The organism is Kribbella sp. NPDC004875 (assembly GCF_042873375.1).
Taxonomy (GTDB): Bacteria; Actinomycetota; Actinomycetes; order Propionibacteriales; family Kribbellaceae; genus Kribbella.
Genome location: NZ_JBIALI010000003.1, coordinates 798,123 through 821,351, shown reverse-complemented (window position 1 = coordinate 821,351; position 23,229 = coordinate 798,123). Strand labels below are relative to the sequence as shown.

The window sequence follows — 23,229 nt, the reverse complement described above, 5'->3', positions numbered from 1 at the left end:
AGGAGAGCTCGGAATGGATATGGCGACCGCACTACGCGACCTCGGCGTGACCGACGACGTCCTCACGCAGGAGGAGAAGGACCAGCTCGACCGCGACGGGTTCCTGCCGCTCGAAGGGATCCTGGCGCCGGAGGAGGTGGCCGAACTCAACAAACGCCTCGCCGAACTGACCGCCGCCGAGGGCGACCGGGCCGGCCTGGAGGTCCATCAGGAGAAGGGCACGGACCGGCTCGCGGACCTGGTGAACAAGGACCCGATCTTCGAGGTCTGCTTCAGCCATCCGCGGGTGCTGGCCGCGATGCGGCATGTGCTCGGCGAGTTCAGGCTGTCGTCACTGAACAGCCGGGCGGCCCTGCCCGGCGAGGGGCATCAAGGCCTGCACGCGGACTTCGGTCACCCCGTCCAGCCGGGGGAGTACGAGGTCTGCAACTCGATCTGGCTCCTCGACGACTTCACCCCCGAGAACGGCGCCACTCGCGTCGTCCCCGGCTCCCACCGCCGCGGCACCATGCCCGCCGACGAGATGCCCGACCCCGCCGCCGCCCACCCCGACCAGATCCAGCTCACCGCCCCCGCCGGCACCGTAGTCATCTTCAACAGCCACCTCTGGCACGGCGGCACCCAGAACCACACCGGCAAACCCCGCCGAGCCCTCCACTCCTACTTCGCCCGCCGCCACCTCCCCCAACAACTGGACCAGCAGAAGTACATCCGCCTGGAGACCTACAAACGCCTGACCCCCGCCCAACACTTCATCCTCGACGTCACCACCTGACTAACGCGCGATGGTCTGATCCATAGCCAGTGGATGCACTGACGACAAACCCCTGGTGGGCCGGGCTCTGGGTCAGGAGGCGTCGGCTTTGCGGACCCAGACTTCTCGGATGATGAGGAGGATGGCGGCGGCGGAGGGGATGGCTAGGAGGGCGCCTACGACGCCGAGGAGGGCGCCGCCGAGGAGGGCAGCGATGACGGTGACGGCGCCGGGGATGTCGACGGCGCGGCGCATGATGCGGGGGGCGACGACGTAGTTCTCGATCTGCTGGTAGATGACGCCGTAGATCAGGCAGGCGATACCGGTCCACAGACCGCCGGTGAAGCCGATCAACGCGACCACGACGACGCCGATCAGGCCACCGACCATCGGGATGAAGTCGCAGAACATCACCACGATCGCCAACGCCACGGCGTAGTCCCGCAGGCCGACGATCTCCAGGAAGATGAACATGCAGACGCCGGCGCACAGCGCGACCATGAACTGACCGCTGACGTAGCCGCCGACCCGCCCCAGCACCTCGTCGCCGAGGATCGAGACCCGCCGGCGACGGGTCTTCGGGACCAGGCTGTACGCCGCCCGCTTCACCGACGGCAGCGACGCGAGGAAGTACAGCGTCAGGATCAGGATCGTGAACGTGTTGAACAGCGCGTTCGCGACCACCTTGCCGACGCCGAGGATGCCGCCGAACGCGCGTTGCGCGAGCGCCGGGTCCTGGATGTACTCCTGCGCCTTCTGGATGAAGTGGTACTTCGTGTTCAGGTTGTTGAGCGTCTTCGACTTCTCGAGCAGGTCGAGGTACCCCGGAGCGTTCTTGATCAGGCTGTCGATCTGGTCGGTGACGACCGGCACGATCGCGAACCCGACGCCGACGACCGCGAGAATCATCAGCAGGAACACCACGCCGACCGACAGGCCGCGCTTCAGGCCGCGGCGCATGAACCACTCGACGAGCGGGTTCAGACCGACTGCGATGAACATCGAGACCAGCAGCAGGATGAGCACCGAGCGGGCCTGCCCGAGCGCGTTCCACAGACCCCAGGCGACGAGTACGCCGAGTGCCGCGAAGAACCCGAACGTGAACGGGTTCGAACGCCGCAACGGCGGACCGGGCTGGCCCATGCCTTCGGAGGGGTGCCGCTCATCCATCAACAGTTCGGTGGCGATGCTCTCGTCATCCTCTACAGCTCGCGCCGCGGCAGCGTCCGCCTGCGCGACAGCCACGTCAGCTTCCTCCGCGGCAGCCTCCGCCTTATCCGCGGCCGCATCGGCCTTGCCCGCAGACTCATTCGCCTTGTCCGCGGACTGATCCGCCTTGTCCGCGGACTGATCCGCCTTGCCCGCGGACTCATCCGCCTGCTCGGCGGCCGAGTCGGCACGCTCCGCAGAAACCTCGGCCTGCTGAGCCGCCGCATCCGCCGCCACATCAGACGCCTGTGTCGCGGCTTCCGTGCCGGAACCGTCGGCGCGGGTTGCGGCGCCGTCTGCCTCGGCGGCGGAGGTGGTGCTGGTTTCTGCTTGGTGGTTCTTGTCGGCGGCGGACTCGGCCTGGGCGGCGGCGGTCTTCGCTTCGCGGGTGGCTTCGGCGAGGTCCGCGTCGGTGGCTGTCGAGGTGTCGTCGCCGGGTGGCGTCACATCTTGTCCTTCGGGGATCGCGCGCTCGAGGGGGCCGCATCGGTCGTGTCGTCGGCGGCCGGCTTCGGGCCGGCAGACTTCGCCGCGGCGGCCGATCGCTGGACCCGAGTCTCCTCGTTCGCGAGGTCATCGAGACGGAACTCGTCGACCTTCGTCGCGTCCTTCGGCTCGTCCTCGTCGTCGAACGCGTTCGATCCCACACCCGAACCAGCCGCACCCGAAGCTGCGGAGCCGGAGGACGCACCCGCGCCGGCCGAACCCGTGGAGCCCGCCGCCGTCGCGTTCGCCGCGGTAGAACCGTTCGCGCCGGAATCACCGCCGGTCGAGCCGGAGCCCTTCGCGCCCGAGGCGCCGCCGCTCGTGCCGGCGCCGGTCGAACCGGAGCCACCCGCGCTGGATCCGGCAGCGCCCGATCCGGCTGCGCCGGAGTTGCCTGCGCTGGAGTTGCCTGCGCTGGAGTTGCCTGCGCCGGAGCCGAGCGAGCTGGAACCTGCCGAGCCCGTTCCGGTCGTGGAGGAGGTGGTGGAGGAATCTGCGGGGCCGCCGGCGGACTTGCTGGTGGTCTTGTCGGCGAGGTCGTCGGTGTCCTGAGGGGCGACGCGCAGGTTGGTGTCGATCCTGGTCTCGTCGACGCGGGCGTCACCGGCGTCGAGGCCGACGAACGGGCTCGCGCCCGTGAACGGCCCGCCGTCGTCGTTCGGCGTGTCCGCCGAACCCGCGCGAGACGAGCCCGCACCCGAGTCCGGCGTACCGAACGGCGCAGCGGCCGGCGTCGCTCCAGCGAACGGGTTGTCAGCCGGCGTCGCCGCCGGGTACGCACCGTCGCCAGAACCCGCCGCGAACGGGCTGTCGGCGGAAGCCGCCGGCGAAACGTTGCTGCTGGACCCCGTCGGGAAGCCGTTGTCGCGCGAAGCCGCAGGGGAGCTGGACGCCGGGAAAGGCGTGTCAGCCGGCGTCGTTGGTGCGAAAGGGCTGTCGTCGGCCGCCTTGGCTGCGGAGGTGAACGGGCTGCCCTCGCCCGACCCCGGCGTGCTGCCGAACGAACGACCGCCGGCCGAACCCTCCGCCGCGCCGCCGCCGGACTCAGCGGGACGGGCGAAAGGGTTGACGTACGGCCCCGCCGCCGTCTCGGAGTCGAGCTCCGCCGCCTGCCGCGCGATGTTGCTGGCGATCTCGTTCAGCCCGGCGATCTGGGTCAGGATCCCGTCCCGGCGCTTCGCCAGCCGCTCGGTCTCGCGCGCGACGACCGTCCGTGACCGCTCCGCCTCGTCAGCAGAGTTGGCGAGCTCGGACTCGGCCCGCGTGCGCGCAGTGCTCAGCAGCTGCTCGGCTTCGCGCCGCGCCCGCGTCAGCGTCCGCTCCGCCGACTCCTCGGCCTCGGCCCGGATCTTCCGCGCCTGCTCGGTCGCCTCCGCCACCCGGCGCTCGGACGCCTCGGCGGCCTCCTTCATCTGGGTGGTCAGGCTCTCGGTGTCGGCCGCGATCTGCTGGTGCTTGTCGGCGAGCTCCTTGGCCTGCTGTTCCCGCTCGTCGGCCAGTCGCGCGCGCAGCGCCGCCGACTCGCGCTGGATCGCGGTCCGGATCTTCTCGGCCTCGTGCAGCGCACCGTTCTTCAGCGTGCTCGCCTGCGACTCGGCGGTCAGCGTCAGCTGGTCGGCCTTGCGCTGCGCCGCGGCCAGGACCTCGGCCGCCTCGGTCTCCGCCGTACGCCGCAGCTCGGCCGCGTCACCCTCCGCGGTGCGACGCATGCTGTCCGCCTCGTTCAGCGCGACCGTGCGGATGTCCTCGGCCTCCCGCTCGCCGGTCGCCCGCGCGGCGGCGGCCTCCTTGCGGGCGTTCGCGCGCAGCTCGTCGGCCTCGCGCTTGGCCTCCTCGAGCGCCTCGGAGGCCTGGTCCTGGGCCAGCCGGAGGATCTGGGCGGCCCGGTCGCCGAGTCCGGCGTACGACGGGTTCGCGCTGGCCTCGAGCTGGCGCCGGGTCTCCTCGAGCTGGCGCTGCATCGGCGCGACACTCTGCTGCAGCTCGTCGGCGCGGTTGCGTGCCTCGACGAGTTGCATCTCCAGCGCGCGGACATAGTCGTCCACGGCCTGCTTGTCGTACCCACGGCGGCTGACCGGGAAGCCCCCGGCAGCGGTGGCCGTGCGGTCGAAGAACGGCAGGCTCGACTCGTCAGGCATTCCCGAGATTCCCTTCTGGCGGCTCAGCGTGAATCCCCCACCTTAAGCCTGTCAGAATCGGGCTGAAACGCCCAAACGGATGATCTGTTACCTGTTACGGAAGCGATTGATCGCGTCCACGTGCCGCTCGCGCAGCTCCGGGTCCCGGACACCGAGGCCCTCGGAGGGGGCCAGCGTGAGTACGCCGACCTTGCCCTGGTGCAGGTTCCGGTGCACGTCGTACGCCGCCTGCGCGGTCTCCTCGAGCGGGTAGACCTTGCTGACGGTCGGGTGCACCATGCCCTTCGCGATCAGCCGGTTGGCCTCCCAGGCCTCCCGGTAGTTCGCGAAGTGAGAGCCGATGATCCGCTTCAGGTTCATCCACAGGTACCGGTTGTCGTACTCGTGCATGAATCCCGACGTCGACGCACACGTCACGATCGTCCCGCCCCGCCGGGCGACGTACACGGACGCGCCGAACGTCTCCCGCCCCGGGTGCTCGAAGACGATGTCGGGATCGTCCCCGCCGGTCAGCTCGCGGATCCGGGCCCCGAACCGCTTCCACTCCTTCGGGTCCTGGGTGGTCTCGTCCTTCCAGAACTTGTACCCCTCGGCGGACCGGTCGATGATCAGCTCCGCGCCCATCGCTCGGCAGATCTCCGCCTTCTCCGGCGAGGACACCACGCACACCGGGATCGCCCCGCCGTTCAGCGCGAACTGGGTCGCATAGGACCCGAGGCCGCCGGAGGCCCCCCAGACCAGCACCACGTCGCCCTGCTTCATGTTGGCGCCGTTGGCCGACACCAGCTGCCGGTACGCCGTACTGTTCACCAGCCCCGGCGACGCGGCCTCCTCCCAGGTGAGGTGGTCCGGCTTCGGCATCAGCTGGTTCGACTTCACCAGCGCGAGCTCGGCGAGACCGCCGAAGTTCGTCTCGAAACCCCAGATCCGCTGCTCGGAGTCGAGCATCGTGTCGTTGTGCCCGTCCGGCGACTCCAGCTCGACCGACAGGCAGTGCGCGACCACCTCGTCACCCGGCTTCCAGGCGTTCACGCCGGGCCCGGTCCGCAGGACGACGCCGGCCAGGTCGGAGCCGACCACGTGGTACGGCAGGTCGTGGCGAGCGGTCAGCGGTGACAGCTTCCCGTACCGCTTCAGGAACGAGAACGTCGAGACCGGCTCGAAGATCGACGTCCAGACGGTGTTGTAGTTGATCGCGCTCGCCATCACCGCGACCAGCGCCTCACCCGGCCCGAGCTCGGGTGTCGGTACGTCGTCGAGGTGCAGACTCTTGCGCGGGTCCTTCTCCTTGGCGTCCAGTCCCTCGAACATGGTCGCCTCGTCGGCGTGCACGGTGATCCCGCGGTAATGGTCCGGTACGTCGAGTTCTCCGACAGCGGCGCTGTCGCCGGAGAGGATCGCCTCAAGGATCTGCTTCACGGGAGTACCTCCTGCAGCGGCGGTCAATCGAGTGAGCGGAACTTACCGCTGAGTATGCGCCCGTGGCTGTGCCTTGTGACACAGCCCGGCGCAGGTGAGACGACCGTCACTTTTGCAGTCCACCGTTGTCAGTGGTCTTACTCATCTCAGGCGCGTGTGCAGCCGTACCTCGGTGAAGTCGTCACCCGATCGCAGCTGGACCAGATCGCAGAGCTGGTTCGCCAGCCAGACGCCCCGCCCGCCGAGCCCGTCCAGCGGCGGCAAGACCCGCCCGACCAGCAGGTTGTCGATCCGTCCGTGGTCGGTCACGTCGCAGAGCAGCGTGCCGTCGGCGATCCACACCGCGAGCGTCCCGCGGCCGCCGCCGAACCGGATGCTGTTCGTGCAGATCTCGTGCAGCGCCAGCGACAGGTCCTCGAGCCGGTCCCGCGAGACGCCGTGCGACGCGGCGTGCCCACTCACCCACTGCCGCACCTGCCCGAGCTCGGCCGGCCCGAACTCCCACCGCTCGGCCCGATCCGGTACGCCGGCCAGCGCGGTCCGGAACGCCTTCTCCGCAAGGGCTTCCGCGCCGGAATGCGTGGCGGTCGGATCGATCCCGACGGCGGCGTCGTACCCACAGAGCAGCCGGAACGACGAGTCCCGGGCGAAGGCGATGTCGGACAGCGCCTCGTGCAGCAGTACCTCGTCGTACGCCGCGCTGTCGCGGCCCGGGTACGCCGCCTCGGCGAGCCCGCGGACGCGACGGCCGGAATGTTTCTCGAGCACCTCACGCCAGAACGGGATCAACCGCGCCGGGTTGCCACCGGCAACGGTCATGTCGGCGAACAGGACGCTGTCGCGGTCCGGTGCGAGGGCGTCGCGCAGCACCGCGATCCGCTCGGGCGGCAGCACGGCCACGATCTCGTCCCCAGCCGCCAGCCCCTCGCGAACGAACGCGTCCGCGCGCCGCACGAAGTCCTCGTCCGTCGCATGGACGAACCCCTCGTGCAGGAACCCGGCCGGCGCACCGTGCAAGGAGTCGGTGGCGCTGTCCTTCAGCACCCGAACAGGGTAGTCCGCCGAAGCGGCAAGAGGGCAGCATCAGCGCGTGCCGTCACCCCCTGTCGGTACGCCGTGACGCTCGGCGGATCAGGCGGCGGGTTCAACGAGTTCGACCAGGACGCCGCCGGCCGACTTCGGGTGGACGAAGTTGACGCGGGAGTTGGCGGTGCCGCGCTTCGGTTCGTCGTACAGGAGGCGGGCGCCGCGTTCGCGCAGGGTCGCGCAGACCGCGTCGAGGTCGGTGACCCGGTACGCGAGCTGCTGGATGCCGGGGCCGCGCTGGTCGAGGAACTTCGCGATCGGCGACGCGTCAGACAGCGGGGCCAGCAACTGGATCGACGAACCCGAGTCGCCGACCGAGAGCATCGCCTCGCGCACGCCCTGTTCCTCGTTGATCTCCTCGTGCGCCACGGTCATGCCGAACACGTCCGCGTAGTACCGGACGGCCTCGTCGAAGTCGGCGACCGCGATTCCGACATGGTCGATCGCGTCGAACAGCTGATCCATGGCGCCAGCCTGGCGCAGACCAGCCCGGCAGGCCATCGAAAGTGGCCCAGGCGACATGCCCGGGCGGGTCTGCGTGTGACCCGTCTGACGCGGTCGAGCAGCGGCGTACCAGTGCCTCCGCAGGTATCGTGACAGCATGTCTGACACGCGAAACCGAAGCGTCATCGTCGCCGGTGCACGGACCCCGATCGGGCGGTTGCTGGGTGGCCTCAAGGGCTTTACCGGCGCCGAGCTCGGCGGGTTCGCGATCAAGGGCGCGCTGGAGAAGGCCGGCGTCACGCCGGACCAGGTCGAGTACGTGATCATGGGCCAGGTACTGCAGGCCGGCGGCGGTCAGATCACCGCCCGCCAGGCCGCGGTCAAGGGCGGTATCGGGATGGACGTCCCGGCGATCACCATCAACAAGGTCTGCCTGTCCGGGCTGAACGCGATCGCGCTCGCCGACCAGCTGATCCGCGCCGGTGAGTACGACGTCGTGGTGGCCGGCGGCATGGAGTCGATGACGAACGCGCCGCACCTGCTGCCGAAGTCCCGCGAGGGCTTCAAGTACGGCGACACCACACTCGTCGACTCGATGGCCTACGACGGCCTGTGGGACGCGTTCACCGACCAGGCCATGGGCGCCCTGACGGATCAGGCCAACACCGGCGGGCTGAAGCTGACGCGCGAGGAGCAGGACGAGTTCAGCGCTCGTTCGCACCAGCGCGCCGCGGAGGCGTGGAAGAACGGGCTGTTCGCCGACGAGGTCGTGCCGGTCGAGGTTCCGCAGCGTAAGGGCGACCCGCTCGTGGTCGACGCCGACGAAGGCGTCCGTGGCGACACCTCGGTCGAGGCGCTCGCGAAGCTGCGTCCTGCGTTCGGCAAGGACGGAACGATCACCGCCGGCTCCGCGTCGCAGATCTCCGACGGCGGCTGCGCGGTCGTGGTGATGAGCAAGGCGAAGGCCGAGGAACTCGGGCTCAGCTGGATCGCCGAGATCGGCGCGCACGGCTCGGTCGCGGGCCCGGACTCGACGCTGCAGAGCCAGCCGGCGAACGCGATCGCGAAGGCCTGCGCCAAGGAAGGCATCGCGCCCGGCGAACTCGACCTGATCGAGATCAACGAGGCGTTCGCCGCGGTCGGGATCGCGTCCGCGCGCGAGCTGCAGGTCGGCGACGACAAGGTCAACGTGAACGGCGGCGCGATCGCGCTCGGCCACCCGATCGGCATGTCCGGCGCGCGGCTCGTGCTGCACCTGGCGCTCGAGCTCGGCCGGCGCGGCGGTGGCGTCGGCGCGGCCGCCCTGTGCGGCGGCGGTGGCCAGGGCGACGCGTTGATCGTCCGAGTTCCGAAGAGCTGAACACAGAGCCGACGCAGAGCTGAACACAGAGCTGACACGAGAGCCGATGCCACGTCGTACACCGCCGGTCGGTGAGCTGGTCGCGCGGGCCCGGGAGGGTGACTCCCGGGCCGTCGCGCGACTGATCTCGCTGGTCGAGGACGAGTCCCCACTGCTGCGCGAGGTGATGGCCGCGCTGGCGCCGCATGCCGGGAACGCGCATATCGTCGGCATCACCGGCTCGCCCGGCGTCGGCAAGTCCACGTCGACGTCCGCGCTCGTCTCGGCGTACCGCGAGACCGGTCAGCGGGTCGGCGTACTCGCGGTGGACCCGTCGTCGCCCTTCTCCGGCGGTGCGCTGCTGGGGGATCGGGTGCGGATGCAGGATCACGCGACCGACCGCGGCGTGTTCATCCGGTCGATGGCGTCCCGCGGGCACCTTGGTGGGCTGGCCTGGTCCACGCCGCAGGCTCTCCGGGTGCTGGACGCGGCCGGGTTCGACGTGGTGCTGGTCGAGACCGTCGGCGTCGGGCAGTCCGAGGTCGAGATCGCCGGGATGGCGGACACGACCCTGGTGCTGCTGGCGCCGGGGATGGGCGACGGCATCCAGGCGGCCAAGGCCGGAATCCTGGAGGTCGGCGACATCTACGTGGTGAACAAGGCGGACCGGGACGGCGTCCAGTCGGTCACCCGGGACCTCCGGGCGATGCTGGCGCTGGCCGATCGCTCCGAGGGCGCCTGGACGCCGCCGATCCTGAAGACGGTCGCGTCCCGCAACGAGGGAGTCGCCGAGGTGGTGCAGGCGATCGAGGACCGGCTGGCGTGGATGCGCGGGAACGGCGTACTGACCGATCGCCGGCGGAGTCGCGCGCGGGACGAGATCGAGGCGATCGCGACGACCGCGCTGCGGGCCCGGTTCGCGCACCTGCACGGCGACGCCCGGCTGGACGTGCTGGCGGCCAAGGTCGCGGACGGCGGGACCGACCCGTATTCTGCGGCGGACGAGTTGATCGCCGCGTTGTGACGATTGTCTCCTCGTGGAACAATCGACCACGCAGTGTCACATTGTGTCTTTGCTTTCCGTTCATCGGAAGTTGTTCCGATTTCGGGCAAATACCGCGGGATTTCCGCGGCGCCTGGCGTTCTCCGTCTCAGGGCGGCGCGCCGGTGGCTGCCGTGCCCCCGGATCCGTTACAGAATGGATCTTGTAGCTGGTGAGCATTGTGCGGTGGGCTGTGTTCAGTCAGTGACAATTGGTGACCGTCCGTGATACAAATTCCCACACAGTCGACCGAGTGGTTAGGAACAAGGAGTGGCGACATGCCGAAGAAGCTGTTGATCTGGTCGCTCATCGCCTTTGCCGGCTTCTATCTGTTCACTCAGCCGGCCAACGCCGCCAACGCGGTGGGTGGCGCGTTCTCGGCCGTTGGTGACGCGTTCGGAAGCGTCATCACCTTCCTGACCGCGCTGTTCAGCTGATCTGCTGCCTCTGTGTCCCGTCGCGAGCGATCGTGCGGGACACTTGGCATACGGGGTCACACAACAGCGTGACAGGGGAGTGAGCGGATGGCCGGAATAGGCCTGTTCCGGATCTTCGACCCGAAGGTCCGGCGCCATCTGATCTCGGACGAGGGCGAAGTCGTCATCGACGAGGTCCGGCACCACTGGGTGGTGTTCACGGTGCCGATGCTCGAGGTGGTCCTCGCGGCGGCACTGCTGCTCACGATGGCCACCACGTCGATCGGTGGGCAGCCCGTGCTGCTGGCGATCGTGCTGGTGCTGCTCGCGCATGCGTTCTGGCAATTCCTCACCCAGCATCGGGACCGGTTCGTGGTCACGAACATGCGGGTGATGCGGATCCGCGGCGTCTTCTCGCAGACCGTCGCGACCACCCCGATCGCCCGGGTCCTCGACATCACCCTGCAGAAGCCGATCATCGGGCGGATGCTCGGTTACGGCCACTTCGTCTTCGAGTCGGCCGCGCAGGACCAGGGCTTCCGCGAGATCAAATGGGTCAGCCGGCCCGACGACCGGGACCTGACCATCCAGCGCGTCATCCAGCGGACCGGCCTGCGGGCGTCCGCGAGTGTCGACGTACTGCAGGGGGACGAGGACTCCGACGACGACGGCACCGGTCCGATCGGGATGGACTCCGCGCAGGAGGTCACGACGGCGGCTCCGGCCGCGGCCTCCGCACCCGCGCAACAGTCCCGCCCCGGCCCGACGGGCTCGTCCGGCGCCAAGTCCATCTTCAACAGCGAACGCGGCAACTGGACCGACGAGAGCTAGCGTCCCGTAAGCGGGACACTAGGGCCCTGCGTGCGCCGCGGCCTGTCGGGTGAAATGGTCGCGGCGGTTCTCGCGATGGGATCGCTCGGGGTGGCTCGGGGGAGCGGTGGCCAACGCCCGGTCCAGTTCGGCGACGGCTTCGGCGTAGTCGTGGCGGCGGGCCAGGAGTTCGGCGCGGATGGCGTGCCAGCGTGAGTCGCGCGGAATCGCGTCGAGAAGCGTGAGCGCGTCCGTCAGCCCGCCGGTCTCGGCGATCGCGACAGCGCGGGCCAGTTCGGCCGCTGGGCTGGGCGAGACCTCGACCAGCAGGTCGTACAGCCGGACGATCTCGCGCCAGTCGGTCGCCGCATAGCTCGGCACGCGCGCATGCTCGGCCGCGATCGCTGCCTGCAGCTGGTACGCGTCGGCCTTCCGAGCGGACCGTTCCAGCGAGTCGTTGAGCAGTACCACGCCGCGCGCGATCAGGTCCTGATCCCACAGCGAACGGTCCTGCAGATCGAGCGTCACCACGTCTCCGGCCGCGTCGACACGCGCCGGCCGGCGGGCCTCGGTGAGCAGCAGCAACGCCAGAACCGCGGTCGGCATCGGCTGGTCGGGCAACAGGGTGTGCAGCAGCTCGGCCAGGCGGATCGCCTCGGCACACAGATCGACGTCGTACGCCGCATCGCCCTCGGACGGCGCATGTCCCGCGGTATAGAGGCTGTGGATCACCGCGCAGACAGCCGGCAGCCGGTCGGGGAGCTCGGCCTCGGCGGGAACGCGGTACGGGATGCGGGCGGCGCTGATCTTCTGGCGGGCGCGGACCAGCCGCTTCGTCGCGGCGACCTCGGTGGTGAGCAGTACGCCGGCGATCTGCCCGGGCGAGAGCCCGCACAGCGTCCGGAGCGCGAGCGCGACCCGGGTCGGCGGGGACAGCGAGGGATGGCAGCAGGTGAAGATCAGCCGGAGCAGATCGTCCTGAACCACGTCATCGGATTCCAGCGCGCCCGCCGGATCGGGCTCCCGGTGGGTCAGCGAGATCAGGTCCGAACCGGCCTGTTCCTTGCCGGCCCGGGCCTGCTCGCGGCGGATGATGTCGATCGCCTTCCGGCGCGCGGTCACCGTGAGCCAGGCCCGCGGCTCCGGCGGTACGCCGGTCACCGGCCAGGCGCCGAGGGCCGCCAGGGCAGCTTCCTGGACGGCGTCCTCGGCGAGCTGGACGTCGCCGACGGTCCGGACCAGGGTCGCGAGAATCCGCGTGCCCTCGATCCGGATCGTCTCGGCGACCGCGTCGTACCGCTGGTTCACCGGATCGATCCCGGCTTACTTGGCCACGATGACCGGGCGGACCTCGACCGCGCCGCCCCACGCGGCCGGGATCTCGGCGGCGATCCTGACCGCCTCCTCGAGGTCGTCCGCCTCGATCAGGTAGTACCCGGTCAGTGCTTCCTTGGTCTCCGCGTACGGACCGTCGGTGGTGATCACCGGTCCGCCGCGGGCGCCTTCGACCCGGACGACGGTCGCCGTCGCGGTCGGGTGCAAGACGGCGCTCGCCTTGATCTGCCCGGCGAAGTCCACCCCGAACTTCCGGTACTCGGCCAGTTCCTCGGCCTGCTCAGGCGCCCACCAGTCGACATCCGCGGTGTAGGTCAGTGCAAGGTACTGCGACATCAGAGTCCTCCCTCTCCCTGAGACCACTGTGGTCCCTCACCAAGAGAACGAACAGTCACGCCGCCAGAGGACATATCCCAGAGGACATATCACTGCGTGGCTTCCGAGACCCGCCCCCGGAACGCCTTGACCACATCCGCGTCCCCAGCCGTCCGGATCACGTCGTCCCCGGCCCGCCCCCAGAGCCACAGGTACAGCGCCCCGGCGGCACCGAAGATCTCCGCCGCCACCTCTCCCTCGGCCCCTTGCCGTACGTCGACACTCGTCGCGTCGGCGTGAACGGTCCAGGACCGGCCGTCCGCGGTCAGCCGCACGGCGGCGTCGACGGGAAACGCGGTGTCGCCCTCCTCCCACCAAGGGCCGCCGAGACTCGGGTAGAGCACCTCGTCGATCCCGTCGAGCGCCAGCTCGGGGTCGATCGGTGTCACCGCGCCCTGCGCGAGCTCCACGTCGATCCGGTGCACGGCCGTCTCGTGCGCCATCCGCCGGTGCCAGAACGCGGAGGTGGTGTCCTGAGGATTGAAGGTCCACGTCTCCAGACCGGTGCCGGCCTTCTCCAACGCGTTGACGATCGCGGCCCGCGCGGCGTCGTACCACTCCAGCGAGTCGCGCCCCGTGGTGTCCGGCGGCCAGGGGTCGGGGCGCGCGCCCAGGCGCAGGACCTCGACCTTGTGGTCGTAGACCTGTGCCACGTGCCGCACCACGGACTCGACCGTCCATCCGGGACAGCTCGGCACGGGCGCGTCCAACCCGGTCCGCGCCACGTCGGACAGGCGTGCGGCGTCGGCCCGCACATGCTCCAGATACTCCATGGCCGAACCCTGCCAGGGGCCTCGGACAGTTTCAGGCATTCCGGGCCTTGAGGGCTGCTTCCCAGTCGGTGGTCTCGGTGCGGCTGATCTCCACGACGCGCTCGGCGAGGAGTTTCACGGGCTCGTGCGCATCCGCGTACCGGCCGGCGCGTTGCGCGTACAGCCAGGCCTCGTTGCGCAGGTCCTGCGCGGTGCGGGTGTAGGTCGGATAGGAGTCCTTGAAGCCGAACAACGTCCGGACTCCTTCGGCCAGCGCGATCACGCCACCGAGCGACGGCGCGAGCCAGGTCGGGGCGTTGATCGCGACCGAGATCGCGATCACCAGCGCCGCGACGAGCTGGACGGTTCCGAGCGCGCGGTAGGCGACACGGGCGTTCCTGGCCTGGTGGGCATACCAGCGGAAGCGGATGGTGATCAGCTGCTCGGAGGGGTTGTCGGTTCCGAGGGCGGGGAAGTCGGAATCTCTGAGTGTCGACATGGTCAGACCAGTGTCGGGCTAATGTTCGGCCATGGCGAGGAAGAGGGCGTTGCCGTTCGACCCGATCGACGAGGCGTCGCGGCAATGGGGCCGGCGCTGGGGTGCGGTCGAGCAGATGCGGGCCGTCACGTCGCTGATGCGCGCCCAGCAGATCGTGATCAACGAGCTCGACGAGATCCTCCGTAAGCACGGTCTGACCTTCGCCCGGTTCGAGGCGCTGGTGCTGCTCACGTTCTCCCGGCGCGGGTCGCTGCCGCTCGGCAAGATGGGCGAGCGGCTGCAGGTGCACCCGACATCGGTGACGTCGATCGTCCGCAGGCTGGAGGCAGCCGGTCTGGTGACCAGGACGCCGCATCCCGACGACGGCCGCGCAGTGCTCTGCGAGATCACCCCAGAGGGCCGTGACCTGGTCGAACGCGCCACCGCGGACCTGGTCGCCGCCGACTTCGCGCTCCGTGGCCTGACCGAGGACCAGCTCGCCATGCTCTGGTCCGTCCTGGAGCCGCTCCGCCGCAACGCCGGCGACTTCTCCTGACCTCTCGCAGCCGGGTGTGACGTGTTACGCCCGTGCTAAAAGTTCATTTCTTACTGAAACTTCCCAAGTTTCCCTATTGACCGGCATGCAGACGAGGTCCAGGATCGGTGGGCAACCGGCCCATCCCTGCGGGCCGCGAGTCAGGTGGAGGACTTGATGAAGCGTGCTGCTGCCGTTCTCCTGGTCGGCGCCGTGGCGCTGGTGGGCTGTTCCGGAGGCGGGTCGGGAGGCTCGGCCGCCGACGGGATCAAGACGATCTCGTACGCCGTCGACGACCCGGTGACGCTGAACCCGGGCCGGCAGACGATCGCCTTCGCCCAGGACCGGGTGCTGTTCTCGTCGCTCACGTTCGTCGACAAGGACGGCAAGCTCAGCTACCTGAACGCGGAGTCGGTGACGTCGGCCGACGCCGTGCACTGGACGATCAAGCTCCGCCCGAACTGGACCTTCCACAACGGCGAGAAGGTCACCGCCGAGAGCTACGTGAAGGCCTGGAACACCGTTGCCTACGGCCCGAATGCGTGGGAGAACAGCGGCCAGTTGGTGAACATCGCCGGGTACGACGCCCTGAACCCGGCGAAGGGCAAGCCGGCGACCACGCAGCTGTCCGGTCTGAAGGTCGTCGACGACCTGACCTTCACCGTCACGCTGAAGGCTCCGGACGGGCAGTTCCCGACCCAGCTGTCGCAGGCGCAGACCGGGTTCTTCCCGCTGCCCGAGGCGGCGTACAAGGATCTCGACGGGTTCGGCAAGAAGCCGATCGGCAACGGGCCGTTCAAGATGACGGATCCGTACCAGGAGAACGAGCCGGTGACCGTCACGAAGTACGACGGGTACCAGGGGCCGAAGCCGGCGGTCGACGAGATCACGTTCAAGCCGTACACGGACATGACCACCGCCTACACCGACGTCCAGGCGGGGAACACCGACATCCTGTTCGTCCCGGCGGCCCGGATGGCGCAGGTGAAGAAGGACTTCGGCGACCACGCGTACGTCTTCCAGGGTCTCGGCATGAACTACCTCGGCCTGCCGCTGTGGGACAAGCGCTACCAGGACATCCGGGTCCGCGAGGCGATCTCGATGGCCATCGACCGCCAGGCCGTCAGCAACGTCATCTACGGCGGCATCTGGGAACCCGCGACCGCGCTGACCCCGCCGGGTGAACCCGGTACGCCGGTTGGCCTGTGTGGTGACCTGTGCAAGTTCGACCCGGCGAAGGCCAAGCAGCTGCTCGCCGAGGCCGGCGGCTTCAGCGGCACGATGGAGATCCGCTACCCGGGCGGCGCGGGCCTCGACGACCTGTACAACGCCTACGCCAACCAGCTCCGGCAGAACCTCGGGATCAAGGACGTCACCGCGACGCCGACCACCGACTTCCCGGAGTTCCAGAAGCTGCGCACGGGCGGGAACCTGAGCGGCCCGTACTTCTCCCGCTGGGGTGCTCTCTACGCCAGCCAGCAGAACACGTTGCGCTCCTTCTACACCAAGTCCGGCGGCTGCACGAACTGCATCCCGTACTACACCCCGCAGGTCGAGCAGCTGCTCGCGAAGGCCGACGCCGAGGTCGACCCGGAGAAGGCGATCCAGGGGTACGTCGACGTACAGAAGGCGATCATGAAGGACTTCCCGGCGCCGCCGATGTTCTTCGAGAAGTACGCGTACGCGACCTCGGACCGGATCGCCGGCCTGGCCGAGGGCGCCGGCGCGATCAACCTCGAGCAGACCACGCTGGCGGCGGACAACTGACGACGGCAGCCAACTGATGGCGGCAGACAACTGATGACGGTGGACAACATGACGGCGACGAACGGCCCGCTCCGGGAGATCCTGGAGCGGGCCCACCGGGTCCCCGACCTGGCCCATTTCCCTGGTGTCGACGAGATCAACCAGCGTCTCGACGACCTCACCGAGCAGCATCCCGACCTGGTCACCCGGCGCCGGATCGGTACGTCGCGACTCGGCGACCCGATCACGATGTACTCGATCGGCGACGGCCCCGAGCAGGCCCTCGTGTACGCCGGTGTGCACCCGAACGAACCGATCGGCTTCTGGACCGCGATCCGCCTCGCCGAGGACCTGTGCGCGGACGCGTCGTTCCGCGCGGGCTGCCGGTGGCACATCATCGGCAACATCGACCCCGACGGCACCCGCCTGAACGAGGGCTGGTTCGACGGCCCGTTCAACCGCGTCCACTACACGGCGAACTTCTACCGCCCGGCCCCGCAGGAGCAGGTCGAGTGGACGTTCCCCTTCCAGTACAAGGATGCGTACTTCGACCGCGTGCTGCCGGAGACGCTCGCGCTGATGCAGGTCATCGACGAGGTCAAGCCGACGATCGCCGTCTCGTTGCACAACACCGAGCTGGGCGGCGTCTACTACTACGTCTCGCGAGAGCTCACCGGCTTCGTCGACGAGCTGCACGCGATCGCGGCCTCGTTCGACCTGCCGCTCGATCTCGGCGAGCCCGAGACCCCGGTCGTGGAGCCGTACGGTCCGGCCGTCTACGAGATGATCTCGTCGAAGGCGGTGTACGACTACGTCGAGGCGCTCGGCATGCCGACCCCGAACGACTCGGGCAGCTCGTCCTCGGCGTACGCCGCCCGGCACGGCACGGTCAGCCTGGTCGCCGAGCTGCCGTACTGGACGCACCCGTCGATCGACGATCAGACGCCGACGGAATCGCCGTACCAGCAGGTTCTCGCTGCGGCGGCGGACGAGCTCGAGAGCAACCTGCGGACGCTCGACGAGATCTTCCGGGCGGCGCGGCCGTACCTGTCCGACGATTCGCAGCTGGTCCGCGGCGTCGCGGCGTTCCTGCCGTACCTGCTCAAGCGGCCGGAGCGCGAGCGGCGCCGCGCCGCCGAGATCGATCCGGAGCGCCGCGCGACGGTCGCCGAGGTCTTCGGGCTCGGCGACATCAACCGCTCCTTCCGCCTGCGGTACGGCGGGATGCTGCTGCGCTCGCTCGACGGTGAGATCGCCCGCGGCAGCGCGTCCGCCGCGCTGTACCCGCCGGCCAAGCGGCTGCGCGCGGTCTACGCCGAGTGGCAGGCCGAGGCGCGGAGCCTCGACGAGCAGCTGCACACCGTCCCGATCAAGCACCTGGTCGGGGTTCAGTACGCCGCCACGCTGGCCCTGCTCGCCGCGGTACGGCGGGAGGCGCCCTGATGATGCGCTTCACGATCCGGCGACTGATCGAGCTCGTCCTGGTGTTCTTCGGGGTCACGTTCGCGATCTACGCCGCCGTGTTCGCGCTGCCCGGCGACCCGATCTCGAGTCTCGGCGGCGACCAGCCGTTGTCGCCGGCGGTCGTCGAGCGGATCCGCGAGCTGTACCACCTCAACGATCCGCTGTGGTCGCAGTACCTGCGCTATCTCGGTCACCTGGTGACCGGTGATCTCGGAGTCGACTTCCGGGGCCGGCCGGTGGCCGAGCGGCTGGCGGCGCGTTGGCCGGTGACCATCCGGCTCGCGCTGACCGCCTGGGTGATCCAGGTGGTGATCGGGGTCGGTCTCGGTCTGGTCGCCGGGCTGCGGAAGAACACCTGGATCGACCGCGGCGTGCTGATCCTGACCATCCTGATCGCGTCGGTACCGATCTTCGTGATGGCGGTGACCGCGCAGCTGGTGTTCGGTGTGAAGCTGTCGATCTTCCCGATCGCGGGCGTGACCGACGGCTGGCCGACGTCGTACTTGCTGCCGGCAACGACTCTGGCGATCTACGGGCTGGCCGCGGTCGCCCGGCTGACCCGGGGGAGTGTGGTCGACACGATGAGCTCGGACTTCGTCCGCGCGCTCTGGGCGAAGGGCCTGACCCGCCGCCGGGTGATCGGCATCCACGTACTGCGGAACTCGGCGATCCCCGTGCTCACCTACCTCGCGGTCGACCTCGGCGCGCTGCTCGGCGGTGCCGTGGTGACCGAGGGGATCTTCAACCTGCCTGGGGTCGGCCAGCTGCTGTTCCAGTCGATCCGGGTGCACGAAGGGCCGACGGTGGTCGGGATCGCGACCGCGCTGATCCTGATCTTCCTGGTCACCAGCGTGATCGTCGACCTGCTCAACTCGCTCCTCGACCCGAGGATCCGTCATGACTGATGCCGTACTCGCACAGCCTCTGGACGAGGACGTCCTGGCCCGGCGGGGAGTCTGGGCGACCGTTCGCCGCCGGGTGCTGTTCTGGCTGCCACTCGTCGTCCTCGCCGTGCTGGTGTTGATGGCGGTGCTCCCGCAGCTGTTCACCAGCGCCGACCCCCGCGCGTGCGACATCTCGGCGAGTGCGCGGCCGTCGTCGCCGGGTCATCCGTTCGGGCAGGACCTCCAGGGCTGCGACGTCTACGCGAGCGTCGTCCACGGCGCCCGCGCGTCGCTCTCGGTCGGCCTGTTCTGCACGCTGGTCGCGCTCGGGATCGCGGTCCTCGTCGGGACGATCGCCGGGTACGTCGGCGGTTGGGCCGACTCGGTCCTCGCGCGGCTCACCGACGTGTTCCTCGGCTTCCCGTTCCTGCTCGGCGCGATCGTCGTCCTGAACAGCCTCGGCAAGCGGTCGGTGCTGTCGGTGTCACTCGTCCTCGCGCTGTTCTCCTGGCCGGCGCTGGCCCGGATGGTGCGTACGACGGTCCGCGCGACCCGGGACGCGGAGTACGTGCAGGCCGCGAAGGCGATGGGGTTCCCGACCGCGCGGATCCTCACGCACTACGTGCTGCCGAACGCGATCGGCCCGGTGCTCGCGGTCGCGACCCTCACCGTCGGCGGCGTGATCGTCGCCGAGTCCACGCTCACGTTCCTCGGCCTCGGACTCCGGGCGCCGTCGATCTCGTGGGGCCTGCAACTGGCGACCGCACAGTCGCGTTTCCAGCAGGCGCCGCACACACTGATCTACCCGGGGATCTTCCTCGCCGCCACCGTACTGAGCCTGATCACCCTCGGCGACGTACTGCGCGACGCGGTGAACCCGAAGGGACGCTCCTGAATGACCACCACTCACAGAACGGACGCCGCCTTGTCCTTTGATCTCGCCACTGCCCGAGAAGCCGCCCCCGCGATCGAGAGCTGGTTGGAGTACCAGCGCCGCTACCTGCGGACGCCGGGAGTCCAGGCCGCGATCAGGGTCGGGGACGAACTGGTCCTGTCGGCCGCGCTCGGGAACAGCGACGACGTCGCCGGTACGCCGCTGCGCACGGACCACCTGTTCCGGATCGCTTCGCACAGCAAGACGTTCACCGCGACGTCGATCTTGCAGCTGGTCGAGCAGGGCAAGGTCCGGCTCGACGACCGGATCGAGACCTACGTCCCGGAGCTCGCGGGCACCGAGCTCGCGGCGGTCAGCGTGCGGGAGCTGCTCGGTCACCAGGCCGGGGTGATCCGCGACGGTGTGGACAAGGACTACTGGCAGCTGATGGACCCGTTCCCGGACCGCGCCGCCCTGATCGAGCTGTGCCGCTCGCACGGCCGGGTGTTCGAACCGAACGAGTTCTTCAAGTACACGAACATCGGTTACTCGCTGCTCGGCCTGGTGATCGAGTCGGCGAGCGGATCGACGTACGGCGAGTACGTCGCGACCGAGATCGTGCAGCGGCTCGGGCTGAAGAACACCGGCGCTGAGTGGGACCCGCGGCGGGCCGACGAGTACGCCGGGGGACACACCGGGCTGCTCGACGGGCACGACGTACGCGAGGTGATCCCGCACGTCGACACCCAGGCGATGGCGGCGGCGACCGGGTTCTACTCGACGGCCGAGGACCTGACTGTGTACGGCGCCGCGCACTACTTCGGCGCCACCGAGTTGCTGACCGACGCGAGCAAGCGGGTGCTGCAGCGCGAGGAGAGCCTGGTGAATGCCCACGGCAAGGAAATCGGGCGGTACGGGCTCGGGATGGACATCGTCAAGGTCGGCGAGCGACGGCTGGTAGGGCACAGCGGCGGGTATCCGGGGCACATCACCCGGACCTTCATCGACCCGGTCGACCAGATCGTCGTGTCGGTGCTGACGAACTGCATCGGTGGGCCGGCCGGCGGTCTCGCGACCGGAGTGGTGAAGCTGCTGGACCTGGCGGCGAACGCGCCGGCCGGTACGCAGGTCCCGAGCGACATCGACGCGAGCCGGTTCTGCGGGAACTTCGCGAACCTGATGGGTGTCATGAGCGTCGCGCTGCTCGGAGGCCGGCTGGTGGCGTTCTTCCCGGCGGCACCCGACCCGGTGGAGAGCTACGAGGAGCTCCAGGTCGTCGACGAGAACACGCTGTCCGTCGTACCCGCGGCGGGGTTCGGGTCGATCGGCGAGAAGGTGGAGTACACCTGGGACGCCGACGGACAGCCGTCGGTGGTGCGGTACGGCGGGAGCTCGCGCTGGCCGGTCGAGGCGTTCCGGGCCCGGCGGTCGGAGCAGATTGCCGCAGCGGTACTGGGGAGGTCGTGATGACGGACGAGAAGCCGATCGAGGACGAGGCGTGGGAGGACGACTCCCGGCGCGCGGACTTCGTCGAGCAGTTCGCGCTGATCCGCGAGCTGGCCGGCTCGCCCCGGATGGAGGGGCGGGTGCTCGGCTACCTGATCGTGAGCAACAAGCCGTACGTGTCCTCGGCGGAGCTGGCGCGGGCGCTGTCGGCGAGCGCCGGTTCGATCTCGAGCACGACGCGCCGGTTGATCGACCTGGGGTTCGTCGCGCGGCACGCGGTACCGGGGGACCGGAACCACTACTTCAAGGTCGACGACGACATCTGGGGGAGTTTCCTGGCCGGGGAGCGGCGCTCGCTGCACAAGCAGCGGCAGCTCTTCGCCGACATGCTCGAGGAGCTGCCGGACGGGATGCCGGGCCCGCGGAAACGGTTGCGGAACGCGCGGAACTACTTCGAGTGGCTGGCGAGCTACCACCGCAAGATGCTCGCCGACTGGGAAGAGTACCGGGACAAACTCGACGCCGAGGAGGGCTCGTGAGCGACGAGGTCCTGACCTTCGAAGACCTGACGATCGACTTCACCGTCGGCGGTACGACGCAGCGCGCGGTGGACCGCGTCAGCTTCGGCGTGCGGCCGGGTGAGGTACTCGCGGTCGTCGGCGAATCGGGGTCCGGGAAAAGCGTGACCGCGCTCGCGGCGCTCGGGCTGCTGCCGTCGAACGCGACCGTCGGCGGGCGCATCGTGTTCGGTGGCGCGGACGTGCTGCCGATGTCGCGCGCCGAACTGACCGCGTTGCGCGGGCGGCGGATCGCGATGATCTTCCAGGATCCCGTCGGCGCGCTGGACCCGGTGTTCACGATCGGGACGCAGCTGATGGAGATGGTCCGGGCGCATCAGCCCGAGCTGTCCCGGGGGCAGGTGCGGGAGCGGGCGCTCGAGCTGCTGCGGATGGTGGAGATCCCGGAGGCGCGGTTCAAGTACTACCCGCATCAGCTGTCCGGCGGTCAGTGCCAGCGGGTGATGATCGCGATCGCGGTCGCGTGCGATCCGGAGCTGTTGATCGCGGACGAGCCGACCACCGCGCTGGACGTGACGGTCCAGCAGGAGGTTCTCGACGTACTGCTGGCGATGCGGTCGAAGATCTCCGGGGCGATCATGATCATCACCCACGACATGGGCGTCGTCGCCGATGTCGCGGACCGGGTGGTGGTGATGCGCAAGGGCGCGGTCGTCGAGACGGCCGGCGTTCACGAGCTGTTCGACCGGCCGGAGGAGGAGTACACCCGCGCGCTGCTGGCGGCGGTGCCACGCGGTGGCCTGCGGGACCAGGCTGCGCCGGACGCCGCGGACGATGTGGCGTCCGCGCTGGCGGTGAACGATCTGGTCGTCGAGTACCGCTCCCGGCGGGGCAGGATCATTCGCGCCGTCGACGGGGTGTCGCTGACGCTGACGCCTGGCCAGATCACCGGCGTGGTGGGTGAGTCCGGTTCCGGCAAGTCGACCATCGGCAAGGCCGTCCTCGGGCTGGCTCCGCTGACCTCGGGCGAGATCAAGGTCGCCGGCGTCTCGCTCGGTGACGCGTCGTCGTCGGCGCTGCGCAAGGTCCGGGCGGGGATCGGCGTCGTGTTCCAGAACCCGGCCGGGTCGCTCAACCCGCGGGCGACGATCGGGCAGTCGATCGGCGAACCACTCGCCGTACACCGTGGTGTCCGCGGCGCCCAGCTCCGGGGTCGCGTCGAGGAGCTGCTGGACAGCGTGGAGCTCCCGCGCGCCTGGGCCGGCCGCTACCCGCACGAACTGTCCGGCGGCCAGCGTCAGCGGGTCTCGATCGCGCGGGCGATCTCGCTGGACCCGGCGCTGCTGATCGCCGACGAACCGACCTCCGCCCTCGACGTCTCCGTCCAGGCGACGGTGCTGGAACTGTTCCGGTCGATCCAGGAGCGGCTCGACTTCGCCTGCCTGTTCATCAGCCACGACCTCGCCGTGGTCGACCAGCTCTGCGACCGGGTGGCGGTCCTGAGCCAAGGCCGGATCGTCGAACACGGCCCGCGCGAGTCCGTGCTGCGCGACCCGCAGGACCCGTACACGATCCGTCTCCTGGAGGCCGCGCCCGTTCCCGATCCGGCCGAGCAGTCCCGCCGCCGGAAGCTGCGTCTGGCGGGCTGAAACGGCTCCGTGCGGTTGGAAATAGTTGGA

22 protein-coding genes are annotated in these 23,229 nt (G+C 69.5%); 13 read left to right on the top strand and 9 right to left on the bottom strand.

Features of this window, described 5'->3' with window-relative positions; translation table 11 throughout:
• The first annotated feature begins 13 nt into the window (after window positions 1–13).
• Window positions 14–775 (top strand): phytanoyl-CoA dioxygenase family protein, encoded by a 762-nt coding sequence (locus ACFYRH_RS21085; RefSeq protein WP_387777533.1) that lies wholly within the window; start codon window positions 14–16, stop codon window positions 773–775.
• 72 nt (window positions 776–847) lie between these two features.
• Here ACFYRH_RS21085 and ACFYRH_RS21080 read toward each other — a convergent pair whose 3' ends face one another.
• From ACFYRH_RS21080 to mce, 5 genes are all read right to left on the bottom strand, one after another.
• Window positions 848–2,410 carry an AI-2E family transporter gene (locus ACFYRH_RS21080; RefSeq protein WP_387777530.1) on the bottom strand — a complete coding sequence of 521 codons (1,563 nt, stop codon included), beginning with the start codon at window positions 2,408–2,410 and terminating at the stop codon, window positions 848–850.
• Entirely contained in the window at window positions 2,407–4,587 is a 2,181-nt protein-coding gene (locus ACFYRH_RS21075) for a transposase (RefSeq protein WP_387777527.1), read from the bottom strand. The genes ACFYRH_RS21080 and ACFYRH_RS21075 overlap by 4 nt, the downstream gene beginning before the upstream one ends.
• Window positions 4,588–4,674: 87 nt before the next feature.
• The gene (gene ccrA, locus ACFYRH_RS21070; protein WP_387777524.1) at window positions 4,675–6,006 is read right to left on the bottom strand and encodes a crotonyl-CoA carboxylase/reductase; all 1,332 of its coding nucleotides are present in this window, start codon (window positions 6,004–6,006) and stop codon (window positions 4,675–4,677) included.
• Between the two features lie 141 nt (window positions 6,007–6,147).
• Window positions 6,148–7,050 (bottom strand): anti-sigma factor RsbA family regulatory protein, encoded by a 903-nt coding sequence (locus ACFYRH_RS21065; RefSeq protein ID WP_387777521.1) that lies wholly within the window; start codon window positions 7,048–7,050, stop codon window positions 6,148–6,150.
• A gap of 87 nt (window positions 7,051–7,137) precedes the next feature.
• Window positions 7,138–7,557, bottom strand: coding sequence for a methylmalonyl-CoA epimerase (gene mce, locus ACFYRH_RS21060; RefSeq protein ID WP_387777518.1), 420 nt, complete (start codon window positions 7,555–7,557; stop codon window positions 7,138–7,140).
• Between the two features lie 136 nt (window positions 7,558–7,693).
• Here mce and ACFYRH_RS21055 point away from each other — a divergent pair, with 136 nt between their 5' ends.
• The 4 genes from ACFYRH_RS21055 (at window position 7,694) to ACFYRH_RS21040 (ending at window position 11,164) form a co-directional block, all read left to right on the top strand.
• Window positions 7,694–8,896, top strand: a complete 1,203-nt coding sequence (locus ACFYRH_RS21055) for an acetyl-CoA C-acetyltransferase (RefSeq protein ID WP_387777515.1) — start codon at window positions 7,694–7,696, stop codon at window positions 8,894–8,896.
• Between the two features lie 46 nt (window positions 8,897–8,942).
• On the top strand, window positions 8,943–9,899 hold the full coding sequence (gene meaB / locus ACFYRH_RS21050; protein ID WP_387777512.1) for a methylmalonyl Co-A mutase-associated GTPase MeaB: 957 nt from the start codon (window positions 8,943–8,945) through the stop codon (window positions 9,897–9,899).
• 296 nt (window positions 9,900–10,195) lie between these two features.
• Window positions 10,196–10,354 (top strand): hypothetical protein, encoded by a 159-nt coding sequence (locus ACFYRH_RS21045; RefSeq protein ID WP_166678426.1) that lies wholly within the window; start codon window positions 10,196–10,198, stop codon window positions 10,352–10,354.
• Window positions 10,355–10,441: 87 nt separating this feature from the next.
• Complete coding sequence (locus ACFYRH_RS21040; RefSeq protein WP_387777508.1) at window positions 10,442–11,164, top strand: PH domain-containing protein; 723 nt, start codon at window positions 10,442–10,444, stop codon at window positions 11,162–11,164.
• An 18-nt stretch (window positions 11,165–11,182) separates the two neighbouring features.
• Here ACFYRH_RS21040 and ACFYRH_RS21035 read toward each other — a convergent pair whose 3' ends face one another.
• The 4 genes from ACFYRH_RS21035 to ACFYRH_RS21020 form a co-directional block, all read right to left on the bottom strand.
• Window positions 11,183–12,451, bottom strand: coding sequence for an RNA polymerase sigma factor (locus ACFYRH_RS21035; RefSeq protein ID WP_387777505.1), 1,269 nt, complete (start codon window positions 12,449–12,451; stop codon window positions 11,183–11,185).
• 15 nt (window positions 12,452–12,466) lie between these two features.
• Entirely contained in the window at window positions 12,467–12,814 is a 348-nt protein-coding gene (locus ACFYRH_RS21030) for a YciI family protein (protein ID WP_387777502.1), read from the bottom strand.
• Window positions 12,815–12,903: 89 nt separating this feature from the next.
• Window positions 12,904–13,626 (bottom strand): maleylpyruvate isomerase family mycothiol-dependent enzyme, encoded by a 723-nt coding sequence (locus tag ACFYRH_RS21025; protein WP_387777499.1) that lies wholly within the window; start codon window positions 13,624–13,626, stop codon window positions 12,904–12,906.
• Window positions 13,627–13,657: 31 nt separating this feature from the next.
• On the bottom strand, window positions 13,658–14,104 hold the full coding sequence (locus tag ACFYRH_RS21020; protein WP_387777496.1) for a DUF4231 domain-containing protein: 447 nt from the start codon (window positions 14,102–14,104) through the stop codon (window positions 13,658–13,660).
• A 31-nt stretch (window positions 14,105–14,135) separates the two neighbouring features.
• Here ACFYRH_RS21020 and ACFYRH_RS21015 point away from each other — a divergent pair, with 31 nt between their 5' ends.
• From ACFYRH_RS21015 to ACFYRH_RS20980, 8 genes are all read left to right on the top strand, one after another.
• Window positions 14,136–14,639, top strand: a complete 504-nt coding sequence (locus tag ACFYRH_RS21015; protein WP_387777493.1) for a MarR family winged helix-turn-helix transcriptional regulator — start codon at window positions 14,136–14,138, stop codon at window positions 14,637–14,639.
• Between the two features lie 156 nt (window positions 14,640–14,795).
• A complete protein-coding gene (locus tag ACFYRH_RS21010) occupies window positions 14,796–16,385 on the top strand; it encodes an ABC transporter substrate-binding protein (RefSeq protein WP_387777490.1) in 1,590 nt (529 codons plus the stop codon).
• A gap of 48 nt (window positions 16,386–16,433) precedes the next feature.
• Window positions 16,434–17,807 (top strand): M14 family zinc carboxypeptidase, encoded by a 1,374-nt coding sequence (locus tag ACFYRH_RS21005; RefSeq protein WP_387777487.1) that lies wholly within the window; start codon window positions 16,434–16,436, stop codon window positions 17,805–17,807.
• On the top strand, window positions 17,807–18,733 hold the full coding sequence (locus ACFYRH_RS21000) for an ABC transporter permease (protein WP_387777484.1): 927 nt from the start codon (window positions 17,807–17,809) through the stop codon (window positions 18,731–18,733). Before ACFYRH_RS21005 ends, ACFYRH_RS21000 begins: the two co-directional genes overlap by 1 nt.
• Window positions 18,726–19,607 (top strand): ABC transporter permease, encoded by an 882-nt coding sequence (locus ACFYRH_RS20995; RefSeq protein WP_387777481.1) that lies wholly within the window; start codon window positions 18,726–18,728, stop codon window positions 19,605–19,607. Before ACFYRH_RS21000 ends, ACFYRH_RS20995 begins: the two co-directional genes overlap by 8 nt.
• Window positions 19,608–21,053, top strand: a complete 1,446-nt coding sequence (locus ACFYRH_RS20990) for a serine hydrolase domain-containing protein (protein WP_387777478.1) — start codon at window positions 19,608–19,610, stop codon at window positions 21,051–21,053.
• Window positions 21,053–21,571, top strand: coding sequence for a GbsR/MarR family transcriptional regulator (locus tag ACFYRH_RS20985; protein ID WP_387777475.1), 519 nt, complete (start codon window positions 21,053–21,055; stop codon window positions 21,569–21,571). Before ACFYRH_RS20990 ends, ACFYRH_RS20985 begins: the two co-directional genes overlap by 1 nt.
• Window positions 21,568–23,199: a dipeptide ABC transporter ATP-binding protein gene (locus ACFYRH_RS20980; protein ID WP_387777472.1), complete on the top strand. Its 1,632-nt coding sequence runs from the start codon at window positions 21,568–21,570 to the stop codon at window positions 23,197–23,199. Before ACFYRH_RS20985 ends, ACFYRH_RS20980 begins: the two co-directional genes overlap by 4 nt.
• The last annotated feature ends 30 nt before the right edge of the window (window positions 23,200–23,229 follow it).

Excerpts from the sequence above, each read along its gene's own strand:
- ACFYRH_RS21085 (WP_387777533.1), top strand. The coding sequence starts at position 14 with ATGGATATGGCGACCGCACTACGCGACCTCGGCGTGACCGACGACGTC.
- ACFYRH_RS21075 (WP_387777527.1), bottom strand. The coding sequence starts at position 4,587 with ATGCCTGACGAGTCGAGCCTGCCGTTCTTCGACCGCACGGCCACCGCT.
- mce (WP_387777518.1), bottom strand. The coding sequence starts at position 7,557 with ATGGATCAGCTGTTCGACGCGATCGACCATGTCGGAATCGCGGTCGCC.
- ACFYRH_RS21055 (WP_387777515.1), top strand. The coding sequence starts at position 7,694 with ATGTCTGACACGCGAAACCGAAGCGTCATCGTCGCCGGTGCACGGACC.
- meaB (WP_387777512.1), top strand. The coding sequence starts at position 8,943 with ATGCCACGTCGTACACCGCCGGTCGGTGAGCTGGTCGCGCGGGCCCGG.
- ACFYRH_RS21045 (WP_166678426.1), top strand. The coding sequence starts at position 10,196 with ATGCCGAAGAAGCTGTTGATCTGGTCGCTCATCGCCTTTGCCGGCTTC.
- ACFYRH_RS21040 (WP_387777508.1), top strand. The coding sequence starts at position 10,442 with ATGGCCGGAATAGGCCTGTTCCGGATCTTCGACCCGAAGGTCCGGCGC.
- ACFYRH_RS21030 (WP_387777502.1), bottom strand. The coding sequence starts at position 12,814 with ATGTCGCAGTACCTTGCACTGACCTACACCGCGGATGTCGACTGGTGG.
- ACFYRH_RS21025 (WP_387777499.1), bottom strand. The coding sequence starts at position 13,626 with ATGGAGTATCTGGAGCATGTGCGGGCCGACGCCGCACGCCTGTCCGAC.
- ACFYRH_RS21020 (WP_387777496.1), bottom strand. The coding sequence starts at position 14,104 with ATGTCGACACTCAGAGATTCCGACTTCCCCGCCCTCGGAACCGACAAC.
- ACFYRH_RS21015 (WP_387777493.1), top strand. The coding sequence starts at position 14,136 with ATGGCGAGGAAGAGGGCGTTGCCGTTCGACCCGATCGACGAGGCGTCG.
- ACFYRH_RS21010 (WP_387777490.1), top strand. The coding sequence starts at position 14,796 with ATGAAGCGTGCTGCTGCCGTTCTCCTGGTCGGCGCCGTGGCGCTGGTG.
- ACFYRH_RS21005 (WP_387777487.1), top strand. The coding sequence starts at position 16,434 with ATGACGGCGACGAACGGCCCGCTCCGGGAGATCCTGGAGCGGGCCCAC.
- ACFYRH_RS21000 (WP_387777484.1), top strand. The coding sequence starts at position 17,807 with ATGATGCGCTTCACGATCCGGCGACTGATCGAGCTCGTCCTGGTGTTC.
- ACFYRH_RS20995 (WP_387777481.1), top strand. The coding sequence starts at position 18,726 with ATGACTGATGCCGTACTCGCACAGCCTCTGGACGAGGACGTCCTGGCC.
- ACFYRH_RS20990 (WP_387777478.1), top strand. The coding sequence starts at position 19,608 with ATGACCACCACTCACAGAACGGACGCCGCCTTGTCCTTTGATCTCGCC.
- ACFYRH_RS20985 (WP_387777475.1), top strand. The coding sequence starts at position 21,053 with ATGACGGACGAGAAGCCGATCGAGGACGAGGCGTGGGAGGACGACTCC.